Annotated in this window: 9 protein-coding genes and 1 pseudogene; 3 read left to right on the plus strand and 7 right to left on the minus strand. The window is 70.8% G+C overall.

The genetic code is table 11. The features are described from left to right. Window positions 1-73 precede the first annotated feature (73 nt). The 4 genes from Q0994_RS10805 to Q0994_RS10820 all read right to left on the minus strand — a co-directional run bounded on the left by Q0994_RS10805 (window position 74) and on the right by Q0994_RS10820 (window position 4,460). On the minus strand, window positions 74-763 hold the full coding sequence (locus Q0994_RS10805; protein WP_299532093.1) for a phosphate ABC transporter ATP-binding protein: 690 nt from the start codon (window positions 761-763) through the stop codon (window positions 74-76). After that, on the minus strand, window positions 751-2,556 hold the full coding sequence (gene pstC, locus Q0994_RS10810) for a phosphate ABC transporter permease subunit PstC (RefSeq protein ID WP_299532095.1): 1,806 nt from the start codon (window positions 2,554-2,556) through the stop codon (window positions 751-753). The genes Q0994_RS10805 and pstC overlap by 13 nt, the downstream gene beginning before the upstream one ends. A gap of 9 nt (window positions 2,557-2,565) precedes the next feature. Continuing rightward, complete coding sequence (locus Q0994_RS10815; protein WP_299532097.1) at window positions 2,566-3,513, minus strand: phosphate ABC transporter substrate-binding protein; 948 nt, start codon at window positions 3,511-3,513, stop codon at window positions 2,566-2,568. A 506-nt stretch (window positions 3,514-4,019) separates the two neighbouring features. After that, window positions 4,020-4,460, minus strand: a complete 441-nt coding sequence (locus Q0994_RS10820) for an FAD-dependent monooxygenase (protein ID WP_299532099.1) — start codon at window positions 4,458-4,460, stop codon at window positions 4,020-4,022. A gap of 220 nt (window positions 4,461-4,680) precedes the next feature. Here Q0994_RS10820 and eno point away from each other — a divergent pair. Beyond that, a pseudogene (gene eno / locus Q0994_RS10825) lies at window positions 4,681-5,199 on the plus strand (phosphopyruvate hydratase); the annotation flags it as partial. 225 nt (window positions 5,200-5,424) lie between these two features. On the opposite strand, the gene Q0994_RS10830 reads toward eno, so the two are convergent. Continuing rightward, window positions 5,425-6,150, minus strand: coding sequence for a TetR/AcrR family transcriptional regulator (locus tag Q0994_RS10830; RefSeq protein ID WP_299532101.1), 726 nt, complete (start codon window positions 6,148-6,150; stop codon window positions 5,425-5,427). Between the two features lie 359 nt (window positions 6,151-6,509). Between Q0994_RS10830 and Q0994_RS10835 the strand changes: the two genes are divergently transcribed. Beyond that, window positions 6,510-7,970 carry an MFS transporter gene (locus Q0994_RS10835; protein WP_299532103.1) on the plus strand — a complete coding sequence of 487 codons (1,461 nt, stop codon included), beginning with the start codon at window positions 6,510-6,512 and terminating at the stop codon, window positions 7,968-7,970. A gap of 435 nt (window positions 7,971-8,405) precedes the next feature. On the opposite strand, the gene Q0994_RS10840 is transcribed toward Q0994_RS10835, so the two are convergent. Continuing rightward, the gene (locus tag Q0994_RS10840; RefSeq protein ID WP_299532105.1) at window positions 8,406-9,026 is read right to left on the minus strand and encodes an XRE family transcriptional regulator; all 621 of its coding nucleotides are present in this window, start codon (window positions 9,024-9,026) and stop codon (window positions 8,406-8,408) included. 335 nt (window positions 9,027-9,361) lie between these two features. On the opposite strand from Q0994_RS10840, the gene Q0994_RS10845 reads away from it, so the two are divergent. Continuing rightward, a complete protein-coding gene (locus tag Q0994_RS10845) occupies window positions 9,362-10,804 on the plus strand; it encodes an NCS2 family permease (RefSeq protein WP_299532107.1) in 1,443 nt (480 codons plus the stop codon). Window positions 10,805-10,946: 142 nt separating this feature from the next. Here the strand turns inward: Q0994_RS10845 and Q0994_RS10850 are convergent. After that, the coding region (locus tag Q0994_RS10850; protein WP_299532109.1) for a hypothetical protein at window positions 10,947-12,564 on the minus strand (1,618 nt) is incomplete at its 5' end.

Genomic DNA, 12,564 nt, shown 5'->3' on the forward strand with positions numbered 1-12,564 from the left:
CTCCTGCGCGGAGACAAAGCGTGGGCGACCCGCGCACCAACGCGCAGGCCGCCCACCGAGACTTTCCGAACGATCAACCCACGGGCGTGGGGCTCGGCACCGCCGCGGGCGAGTCCAACTCCACCGTCTTGTCGCAGAGTCGCGCCACCTGGGAAGGGTCGTGCGACACGAGCAGGACGGTCCGGCGGCCGCGCAGAGCGGCCACGGACTCCTCGACCGTGTCCCGGCTCCGCTCGTCCAGAGCGCTCGTCGGCTCGTCGAGGAGCAGAGCAACCGGTTCCAGGGCCAGGGCGCGCGCGAGACACAGTCGCTGACGCTGGCCGGCGGACAAGTTCTGGGCCGGAGAGTCGAGCCGGTCGCAGACCTCCTTCCACAGGCCTGCCTCGTTCAGTGCCTGCTCGGCTCGGTCACGCAGGGTCTCCCGGGAGGCCCGCATGACGTGCCGTATTCCGAAGAGGGCGTTGTCGAGGATGCTGCCGCCGAAGACCACCGGCGTCTGGGGCACGAGCACGACCTTGGTCCTGAGGTCGGCGTCGCCCTTCCGAGGCGCGATCGGACGCCCCAGGACCTCAAGGTGCCCGTCCCGGGCGAGCCCGGCGGGAAGCAGGTCGACGACCGCACGCAGCACCGTGGACTTGCCGACGCCCGACGGCCCGCACAGGCCGGTGGTCGATCCCCGCTCCAGACCGAAGGAGACGGGCCCCACGAGGATCTTCTCCCGGTCCCGCACCCGGAGTTCTCGTACAGTGATCACGTGGTCCATCGCTCCCCCTCGAAGCGGTTGCGCAGCGCGACCGCCACGCCCAGCAGTACAGCCGTGATGAGCACCAGGACCAGTGCGCTGCCCCACGCCTGCGAGACCGCCTGCGGGTCGCCCGAATCCTGGGACAGGTTGAAGATGTGCGTGGGCAGAGACTGCACGGGAGCGTTCACGATCCCGCTGGGCAGCGCAGGCGCGCCGAAGACCACCGTGGCGGTGAACAGAAGTGGCGCGGTCTCCCCCGCGGCACGAGCCAGTCCGAGCAGGAGCCCCGTGACCGTGGCCGGCCAGGCGTACGGAACGACGACGGACCGAATGTACTGAGCACGCGAAAGTCCGAGCGCCAGGGCGCTCTCGGTCATCTCCGTGGGCATGCCGCTGACCCGCCCCGCGGTCGTGATCGCGACGACGGGCACGACCACCGGCACGAGCACGATGGCACCCGCCAGCCACGACCGGCCCCAGCCCATGGCGCTGCAGATGATCACGAACCCGGCGAGACCGAGGAGGATCGTCGGCGTCCCGCCCACCACCACGGTCACCGTCTGCAGGACGCGGGAGGCTCGGCCGGAGGCGTTCACACCGAGCAGGATGCCCGCCCCGAATCCCAGGGGCAGCGAGATGACCCCCGTGGTCACGACGAGAAGGAGCGTGCCGAGGATCTGGTCGCTCACCCCGCCACCGGCCGACCCGGACGCGGACGTCAACCAGAACGACGGAGAGAAGGCCACGCTCCCTCGCGTCGCCAGGACGGCGAGCATGGACACGAGCAGCGCGCCGGGCAGAAGGAGCGCCCCCACGCGCAGCAGCCCCACGGCCTTGTCGGTCTCCCCGCGCATCCTCGACGACTGCCGCTTCCGGTTGCCCCGCATCGCGGAACCGGATCCCGACGTGCGTCGGATGCCCCACACGGTCGCGGCGGCGACCAGGGCGAGCAGGATCAGTCCCAGCCCGCAGACCGCGGCGAAGTACGGGCCGGACGTGCCCGCCAGAACCGGCTCCGGTCCGGCCAGCTTCGTCGTGAGTGTCTGTCCGGGACGGACGAGCGAGTCGACCAGCTCACCGAAGGACGTGGGCAGCCTTCCGTCGGCCCTCCCCACGACCAGGAACACGGCGATCGCCTCACCGAGCGCCCGGGCGAGACCCAGGAGCACGCCGGCCCTCATCCCCTGCCGGGCCTGTGGAAGCACCGCCGACCGGACGACTTCACGTCGTGTGAGTCCCAAGGAGTAGGCGGCTTCGCGGTACCGATCCGGCACGGCGGACAAGGCGTCCACACTCACGGCCACGATGGTCGGCATGATCATCACGGCCAGGACGATGCCTGCCGCCAGGAGGCTGTCGCCGCCGGGGACGTCACCGATCCACGCGATGAACGGGCGCACCGCCATGATGCCGATGAGCCCGTACACGATGGACGGGACGGCGGCGAGAAGCTCCACGCTCATCCGTAGGGGCCGGGCCAACCGGGACGGCAGGTACTCCGAGAGCGCGATCGCCGCCGCCCATCCGACCGGCACGGCGAGCATGAGCGAGATCAGGCACACGACGGCCGAGCCGTAGACCATGGCCAGTCCGCCGAAGACGGAGTCGGTCGGATTCCACATCGGCTCTGCCAGGAGATCGATCCAGTCGACCGTACCGCTGAGCACACCGACGCCGAGGTAGCCGAGGAGCACCAGCATGACGCCGGCGACGGAGACCGCGCCGACGCCCACCCAGGCCCACACCCACCGGGAGGGGTGCGGGCGAGGTGACGTGTCCGGTGTGGCGGGCTGCCGCACCGGCGTCTCCACTGTCACCTCCTACCGCCCGATCTGCTTGAGGGTGAGGTAGCCGTGCTTGGTCAGGAGCGGCTGCCCCTCGTCGGAGAGGATGTAGTCGATGAACTTCTTCGCGTCGTCCTTCGCCGGCCCATTGGTGACCATGTAGAGCGGACGGCTCATGGGGTACTTGCCGGTGGCGACGTTCTCCGAAGAAGGAGCGATTCCGTCGAGGGTGACCACGGCGAGCTTGTCGCGCCCCTCGACGAAGCCGGTCGACAGCGGGCCGACCGAGCCCGGAGTCGACTCGAGCTTGTTGCGCGTCTCCAGGTTGCCGCCCACGATCGCGAAGTTGTTGGAGTTCGGCGGTGGCGGGGGCTTCTCGCCGCGGTAGAGGAATGTGTCCAGCACCTCGCGCGTGCCTCGACCAGGCTCCTTGTCGTAGACGAAGACCGGCAGGTCGGGACCGCCGACCTGCTTCCAGTTCGTGATCTTCCCTTCGAAGAGGCCCTTGGCCTGCTCCTTGGTCAGGTTTCCGACCCCTGCGTCGGCCACCTGCTTGCTGATGATGATGCCCACGGCGTCGGCACCGATCTGCGTGGAGACGTAGTCGGTCTCGGGACTGGCGGCCTTGTCCTCGTCCGACACCGGCTTCGAGCTCAGCGCGATGTCGATCTGCCCGGCACCCAGTTGCGAGATACCACCGGCCGAACCGCCTTGCGTGGCAACGGTGATGTTCAGCCCCCGGGCCTTGAGCGCCTCGGCCGCGTCAGCCGCGACGGGTGCCACCGTGGTGGAACCGCTCGCCTGCAGCGCCTTCCCCGCGCCACCACTGGCATCGGCTTGGGCGCAGGCCGTCGTGAGGGACGCGATCAGGACAGCACCCGAGGCGAGATGGGCGAACCTCCGCCGACTGACCGCACCTGCGGCCCGAGCGCCCCCCGTCGTCAAGTCCCCGGAGCGCGACGGCGATTCCATGGTGCGGAACATGCGGGGTCCTCCCCCAGTTGGCCTTTGATTCGAACGGAGTCTAAGCAGCAAGGCGGCCGACTGAGAACCCTTATCAATGACCAGTCGTACGACTGGTGTTCACATTGCCCCCACTTCTGGTACATCTTCCGTTTGCTTGATCACTTCTTTACATGGGGCACGCCAGGCAGGCAGGTGCCGCTCACGAGCGGGACTGCGGGGCCGGCAGACGAAGCGCGTGGGACGGAGGGCGCTCCCATGGACGCAACGGTGCCTCTCCCCCACCGGGGTCCGCCCGCCCCCAGGGATACGCCGCCACCCAACGGCGGGACCGTCAGGGCGCCTTCACCACTCAGGCCCACCCTTCAGGGGCGGCGGGTTGCGGGTGTCTTTCCCCCGACTCCACCTGCCCGAGGTGCATGCACCAAGACTGGTCCCCAAGGTCCCCGGAGCCGCACGAGACCGCAGCGGCCTTTCTCGCTGCTCCGGCGTACGCCAACCTGCACGCGGCCTGGGCCTTCCAAGGGCTACAACGGGGCCATGGCGGCCATCGTGACCTGGAAGGAGACCGCGTCGGGGTCGATGTCCACCGTGTGGTCCTGTTCCCACCGGCCGATGGCTTCCGAGCCTTCGACGATCATGCGGCACCGGTCGTAGCGCCGTTGCATGAAGTTCGCGAGGACCTCGGACACGGGAAGGTTCCTGGCGATCTCCTCGGCGAGCACGATGCCGTCCTCGATGGCTTGCGCCCCGCCCTGGCCGCAGTGCGGGGAGGTGCCGTGCGCGGCGTCCCCGATCATCACCACCCGGTCGCGGTACCAGGGAGCGGGCAGCAGGACATTCTCCACAGGCCGGTAGACCACGTCATCGTCGTTGACGATCAGTTCCCGGTACTCGGCGACCGGACCGCCGTACTCGGCGAGCCGTTCCCGGTACCGCGCCGCGAGACCCTCGCGGGGCAGGCGCACGGGCTGACCGTCGGGCACCTTCTCGATGGCGAGTATGTACCTGAGGTCCGGTCCGAGCGGACAGAAGCCGGCCGTGCCGCGAGACCCCCTGTACGTCCAGAGCCGGTCAAGTTCGGGGGCCCGTTCCGGCGCGACGGCCCGCGCGGCCGCCGATGCCCGGCGCCTCCCGCTGTACGAAGCCGTCGCCGAACCGGGCACCACTCCCCTGCTGCCCCTGCCGATGATCAACATCATCTCGGGCGGCGCCCACGCGGGCCGGTCGATCGACGTGCAGGACTTCCTCGCAGTGCCACTGGGCGCGACCACCTTCGAGCAGGCCATCGCCTGGGCCTCCCGCATCCGCGCCGGCACCGCCGACGTCCTCGCCGAGCAGGGCCTGCCCGTCGCCCTGGTAGCCGACGAAGGGAGCCTGGGCCCGTTGCTGCCCAGCAACCGTACGGCGTTGGACGTACTCGTCCAGGGCATCGAGCGGGCCGCACTGCGACCCGGCGACGACGTCGGTATCGCCATCGACGTCGCGGCCACCCAGTTCCGGCAGGAGCACGGCTCCTACCGGTTCGCCGCCGAAGACCGGGAGCTGACCTCGTCGGCACTGGTCGAGGAACTGGCCGACTGGTGCGCCGATTACCCGATCGTCTCCCTGGAGGACGCCCTGGGCGAGGACGACTGGGACGGATGGTCGCTGGCGAGCAAGCAACTCGCGGGACGGCAGCTGCTGGGGGACGACCTCTTCGTCACCGACCTGGACCGGCTCGGTCGCGGCATCACCCGGGGAATCGCGAACGCCGTCCTGGTCAAACCGGGGACCCGACACCAGAACGTGTCGGGTCCCTTACGGGAAAGCCACGGAAAAAACACCGCGGAGTATGAGCGGTCACTTTGCCGAAACGGTTGGCCACCTCTACCGGGACCCGGCCCCGAGGCACACCCGAGAGCGGACAGCCGCGAGTTCCCGGCACATTGTTCAGTCGCTCAACGCGGCCACCGGGACGGAAAGGCCCAGCAACCGCGTGAGGTCGACGAGTTCCTCGTGAAACAGCTTGGCCGGGTCCTGGACCTGCGGGCGCAGATGCCCGTAGATCTCGAGCGAGACCAGACCGTGCAGACGTCCCCACAGGCGCATCGCCAGGGCGATCGCGGCGGGATGCAGGTCCGCGAAGGCCGATCGCACCATGACGACGAACTCGGGACTGTAGTCGTCCCAGGTGTAACCCCCCTCACCGTGCAACCGTTCGGCCCAGGGCCAGGCCGAGACGACGACGCCGGTGAGCGCGGTGCAGGCACGGTGTTCCGCATCGGCCGCGGGCCCGCACGGAGGCGCCTGGTAGTCGGGCGCGGGATCCCCGTAGACCAGGCGGAACTCCTGCGGGTTGGCCAGCGCCCACGTGCGATAAGCCCGCCCGTAGGCCATGACCTGCTCGACCGGATCGCCCGAAGCGCCGGCGATCGCCTCCTCGAGCGCCTGGACCAGCGAGTTGTAGACGTCGGCGATGAGCGCCGTGATCAGGTCGTCCCGGGTGTCGTAGTAGCTGTAGATGGCCCCGGCGGTCATCCCCATCTCGCGCGCGATGGCACGCAGCGACACCGCGGCGGTGCCGTTCTCCGCCATGTGCTTCAGCGCGATGGTCTTGATCTCCTGGGCGGCCTCCGCGCGGAGGCGCTCCCGCCGGTTCGGTTTCGCGTCGACCATGAACCCATCGTAACAGCGTGGAGGAGGCCTACAGCCGAGCTGTTTTTCTGCGCTGTGTAAAAACTGCACGGCACGGCTCCCTGTCGCCACGGACCACGCGTGCCCCCGCCAGGAGTCGGCACCTGGCGGCGGGGTCGGTGCCGTCGACACCCCTCCAGGAGCACGACACGACAGGCCAGGAAGACAGTGAGGGCGCGCCGCGTGGAGCCCGATCCCCTTTCGACAAACACCGTTTGACAGTTGAGCACCGTTGACTCACAATCCAGCGTGTTGTTACTGAACGCCGTGTAGTCCACGTCGGTCACCGACCCGGGCGTCCCGCGTGACGGCCCGGTCCGGTGACAGAAGGAAGCCCTGTCATGGTTGACACCGTCCCCAAAACCCATGCCCGCCCCGGGCTGATGCTCGCGTTATTGGCGTTCGCCCAGTTCGTCGTGGCCGCCGACTACAACGTCGTGTACGTCGCGCTACCGGACATCGGTGAAGCTCTCGGCTTCGGCCCGCAGTCCCTGCAGTGGGTGGTCAGCGCCTACGCCGTCGCCTTCGGCGGTCTGCTGCTGTTCGGCGGCCGTCTGGTAGACCGGATAGGCGGCCGCAGGATATTCGTCATCGGCGCCGTCGTCTTCGGCCTGGCCTGCCTCGCAGGCGGTCTGGCCGAGAACCCCGGCATGCTGATCGCCGCCCGCGGGGTACAGGGGCTGGGAGCCGCGCTGCTCTCGCCCGCCACCCTGATGCTGGTGAGCACACGCTTCGAGGAGGGCGCCCGGCGCAACCGCGCGATGGCCGTCTGGGGCGCCGCAGGAAGCGGTGGCCTCGCGGCCGGCGCGCTGCTCGGTGGCGTCCTCACCAACGCGTGGGGCTGGGAGTGGGTCCTGTTCGTCCTGGTCCCGATGGCTCTGCTGGCCGCCGTGCTGGCGCCGTCGATCCTGCCCGCGGACGAACGGTCGAGCAGCGACGCGAGCTTCGACGTCCCCGGGGCCGTGCTCGCCACCGTGGGTTCGTCCCTGCTGGTGCTCGGTCTGGTGAGCGGCCCCGAGGCAGGCTGGGGTTCACTGCGCGGCCTCGGCTCCATCGTCGCCGGCCTGGTCCTGCTGGCTGTCTTCGCCGTGGTGGAGACCAAGACCCGGGTGCCGCTCGCGCCCATGGGTCTGTTCCGCAACCGCAGCCTGGTGACCGCGATCCTGATCATCCTGGTCTTCCAGAGCGCTCTCGCCGGTTCGTACTACCTCTTCACCACGTACATGCAGAACGTGCTCGGCTACACCGCTCTCGAAGCGGGTCTCGCCTTCCTGCCCCTGACGATCATCTCGATGTTCGCCTCCCTGCAACTGACCGGCATCCTGCTGACGAAGTGGGGCCCCCGGGCCACGCTCTTCCTCGGCATGGTCGTCAACGGCGTGGGCATGCTGCTCCTGGCCCTGTCGATGACCACGAACGCCTCCTTCTGGCAGCTCCTCGGCGGCCTGGCCGTCTGGGGCATCGGCGGAGGCATCACGTTTCCCGCGATGTTCGTGTGCGCGGCATCCGGGGTCGCACCGAGCGAGGCCGGCATCGCCTCCGCGCTCGCCAACGCGTCCCAGCAGATCGGCGGCGCCGCGGGACTCGCCGTTCTCGTGGCCATCGCCCACTCGGGCCTCGACCTGAGCGTGGACGCCGAGCCGGCCCTCACCGCGGTCAACGACGGTCTGCGCACCGCGACCTGGGTGGGCGGCGTGGCCGCCATCGTGGGTGGTCTGCTCGCCTTCACCCTCCGCAAGCCCGGCGCCCCGGCGCCGGCTCCCGCCGCCGACACCGGCGACGAGATCGCCACCTCCCACTGAGAAGAGGGCTCCGCCCCTGCACGCGGGTCCGTGACCGGAGAGATCCCCGGACCGGTCACGACCCGTGTCGATGTGCGCGTGCGAGCAGCGGCACCGCTCGCACGCGCACATCGCGCCCCCGTGGCCAGGGCGAGCCGTTGCGGGCCGGACGTACGCGTGCCGAGCGCGTGCGAGCTGCGCGACCCGCGTCTCCGCGTCGCTGAGCGCCTCCGCCGGACGGGTCGCCGCGGCCGAGGGGATCCGTACCCTGCGGCGCTCCGCCCTCACGCACGCCCGCCCGCCCCAGGGTCTGCCGCACCCGGCTGTGATCGGTGCCGGCCGGCACTCGCGAGCGCGGGCGGGCTCCGGTCGTGGTCCGCTCGGCCGCGCCTCGCTTCCCGGTGCGGCGGGACACGAGGACCGCACCCGGCCCCAGGGACCGAGTGAGCGGGGTGGTCAGGACTGCTCGGGGAACCGGGCCCAGAAGTGGTCGACGATCTCTTCGAGGTAACGCCGCCCGTCCTCCCCGGAAGCGGTGGTGCCACCGGCCCGGCTGAGCGTGGCCGCCATGAGCACCTGGTACTCCTGGCACATGGCGCTCAACGGTGCGTGCAGCCTCTTGCGCTCCATGGACAGGAGTTTGGCGATGGCGCGTACGTGCGCCTGCCAGCGGGTGGTGACGGCCTCGGTCAGCAGACGGGCGAGCTCGCCCTCCAGTCCGGTGACGGCGACGAAGTCACGCGGAGGAAGCCGGAGCACACGGCCGAGCTTCTCGGACTGCCGGCCGTCCCCGGTCCACTGGTCGGCCTCCTCCATCCGGACATAGGCGTGCAGCGACAGGCCCGTCTCCCGGGCGACGTCCTCGGCCGCTACCCCCTGGGCGATGCGGTGCTCCCGCAAGGTGCGCGGACGGCCCATGAGTTCGCGGGGATGGCACCACAACGCCCCGGCGAGAGCCGCGAGTTCTCCGGCACTGGGCAGCGCGACTCCGCGCTCCCAGGCCTCGACATGCTGGGGGGTGACATGGGCCGCCCCGAAGGAGACGCGCATGCCGTAGGCGACGTGACCGGGTGCCATCCCGAGCTTTTCACGCAGGGCTCGGGCAGCACGCGCATTGAAGGGGAGTGGAGGGTGCACGTACAGAACGTAAGGGGATCGTGACGGCAAAATCCATGGGCGCTGTCGCCTGCATCACGGTTTGGCGGGATAGATCACCGCCGATTCCGTAGGAACCGACAGGCCCTGATCGATCGGCAACTGCCCTTAACAGATGGGGACTTGCCGGTTGTCCCACGACACGTATGATCCGCTCGCAAGGCGCCGCACGCGTGTTCGCACGACTCCCTGCCCTCCTTGTCGGGCAGTGGCGGTTCCTCGGTTCCCATCGATCGCAGGCCCAGGAGAACACCCCCATGCACCCCAGCAGCAGCCCGGCCGACATACCACCGAACAGATCAGGTGGTGCCCTCGACCGATTCTTCAAGATCACCGAACGCGGATCGAGCTACGGCCGGGAAGTACGTGGTGGCTTCGCCACCTTCTTCACCATGGCGTACATCCTCGTGCTCAACCCGATCATCCTCGGTAGCGCGAAGGACAAGTTCGGCGAGACGCTGGACCCCGTCCAGCTGGTGACCGCCACGGCCCTGGTGGCGGCGGTCATGACCCTGATCATGGGGGTGGGCGGCAATCTCCCGCTCGCCCTGGCCGCCGGGCTGGGCATCAACGCCGTCGTCGCGTATCAGGTGGCCCCGCTGATGGCCTGGGACGAGGCGATGGGCCTCATCGTGCTCGAAGGTCTGCTGATCTGCGTCCTGGTCATGACCGGTCTGCGCGAAGCGATCATGACCGCCATCCCTCAGGCCCTCAAGCAGGCCATCAGTGTCGGCATCGGCCTCTTCATCGCCTTCATCGGCTTCGTGGACGCCGGCTTCGTCACCCGCATCCCCGACGCGGCGAACACCACCGTGCCCGTCCAGCTCGGCACCGGCGCCCTCACCGGCTGGCCGATGCTCGTGTTCTGCCTCGGCGTGATCCTGACGGTCGTCCTCCTCGCCCGCAAGGTCAAGGGCGCCATCCTCATCAGCATCGTCCTGATGACGGTCCTCTCGATCATCGTCAATCAGCTCGCCACGGTCAGGTCCTGGGGTCTGACCGCTCCCACCCTGCCCGACAAGCCCGTCGCCGCCCCCGATTTCGGACTCCTGGGCCAGTTCGACCTGTTCGGCTCCTTCGGGCAGATCAGCGTCCTGACGGTCGTCCTGCTGATCTTCACCCTCATCCTGTCGGACTTCTTCGACACGATGGGCACCGTCGTCGGCGTCACCGCCGAAGCCGGACTCCTCGACGAGCGGGGCCAGGTCCCCGGCCTCGGTCGCGTCCTGCTCATCGACGGCGCAGCCGCCGTGGCCGGTGGCGCCGCGTCGTCCTCGTCCGCCACCACCTACATCGAGTCCGCCGCCGGCGTCGGTGAGGGCGCCCGCACCGGCTTCGCCAACCTCGTCACCGGTGGCATGTTCGCCCTGGCCCTCTTCTTCACCCCGATCCTGACCATCGTGCCCATGCAGGCAGCCTCGCCCGCCCTCGTCGCGGTCGGCTTCCTGATGATGACGCAGGTCAAACACATCGACTGGGACCGCTACGACCTCGCCGTCCCGGCCTTCCTCACGATCGTCGTGATGCCCTTCACCTACTCGATCACCAACGGCATCGGCGCCGGGTTCATCGCGTACGTGATCATCAAGGCGTGCCTGGGCAAGGCCCGCGAGGTCCACTGGCTGCTCTGGGGCACCGCGGTGCTCTTCCTCGTCTACTTCGCCATCGACCCGCTGGAACAGGTCCTCGGACTGAAGTAGCCCGACGACCCACCACCGGAGCGGGCCCCGGCATGCGCACCGCGCCGTCCGGGGCCCGCTTCCGTGAAGCGGCCGTCGCAGGGGCGCAGGCCCGCCTCCCGCCCGGCCGGACGTCACGCCGGGGGCGCCGCTCCGGCATGCGTCATCCCGCGGCGACGCGTTGCCGGGACGGGGATGCCGGCTCCCAGGCTGCCGCGCACAGGGACTCGGACACGGCGGCTGTGTAGCGGGCGGCGGTCAGCCAGTCGACGGCGAAACCGTCGGTGTCGGCGGGGAGGAGGCGGCCGAAGTGGTCGCGCTCGCGTCGGGCCGCCGAGGCGCACAGGGCGGTGAGGAGGCCGGCCGCGGTGGGAAGGCCCGCGCGCCGGAGGCGACGGGCCTCGGTGGTGACGTCGCCGAGCATGCCGAGTGCCGCCCGGCCCGCCGGGACCGTCTGTTCGACCCGGCGCTCCAGGAGGTACAGGGGCGAGTGCGCGCCGGACTCCCCCGGTTGCGGCGGGGCGGGGTGTACGGGGGCGGCCGGGCCGGGGAGGTCGGCGCGGCCGAGGCGGTCGAGGCCGAGGTCGACCGTGCCGCCGCCGGTGGGGTGCGAGCAGGCGAGAAGGGTGAGACGCGGGTGGAGTGCGGGCACCAGGCGGCCGATGATCCTCAGTCGGGTGCCCGGGGCCGCGGCCAGCAGCATCAGGTTGTCGCGGTGGGCCAGCGCGGGATCGTCGTCGGCGGCCGTGAGCCGGACGGTCGTGCCGTCCCCGCACCGGGCGAGCAGGCAGGTACCTCCCGATTCGCCCACGGCGCCGAGGAGTTCGACGTCCAGGAAGAGGAGGTCACTGCCGCCGGTGTCCGGGTCGGCGTAGCGGGAGGTGGAGTGCAGGGCGCGCAGGGCCTGCTCGGACGGCGGTGGCTCCCACAGGGCGGCGAGCGGCGGCTCCGTCCACGCCGCTCCGCGGGCGGTGACGGCCTTGACGCTCTTCCCGGCGCCCAGCCTGCCGTCCGGCGAGACCGTCGCGCCGGAGACCGCCAGGCCTGCCCGGCCCAGCTCCCGGTGGGTGAGGGCGCTGTCTCCGAGGCGTACCGCGCGGTCGGCCACGCCCAGGGCGCGCCCGGCGCCACCGGGGGCCACGTCGCCGACCGTGAAGAGGCGGTTGTCCGTGCCGACGACCCAGGTGCGGGCGCCGCCGTGCCCCGAGTCCGTGACCACCGGCTCGGTGAAGAGGCCGTAGAGCCGCAGCGAGCCGTCGGGGGCGTACGGGCGCCGGGCGCGACCGCGCACCGCGGCCAGCTCCGGCCCGGTCGCGGTCCCCAAGCGATGCGCGGTGCCCAGGAGTTCGGCGAGCGCGGTGACGAGGTCGGCGGTGCGGTAGGACGGGTCCCCGGCGCGGGCCGCGCGCAGCAGCGTGACGACGGACAACGCGGCGCCCGCGCCACGCGGCAGGTGACGGAGGCGCGCGGTGTGCGCGGCGCGGAGGAGGGCCGACTGGGCGACGGCGCCCGCCCCGTCGACTCCGGCCTCCAGGACGGCGGCGCCCGCCGACCACAGGGCCTCGGCCGCGGCGCGCTGGGCCGGGCTCGCCACCTCGGGCGGGGACGCGAGGACGGGTTCCGGGGCGGCGTCGGGGTCCGCCGCGGGCACGGGTCGGCCGGGGGCGGCCGTGCCGGGGGCGGCCGTGTCGGGGGCGGCCGTGCCGGGGGCGGCCGTGCCGGGGGCGGCCGTGCCGGGGGCGGCCGTGCCGGGGGCGGCCGTGCCGGGGGCGGCCGTGCCG

The organism is uncultured Streptomyces sp. (genome assembly GCF_947488945.1).
Classification (GTDB): Bacteria; Actinomycetota; Actinomycetes; order Streptomycetales; family Streptomycetaceae; genus Streptomyces.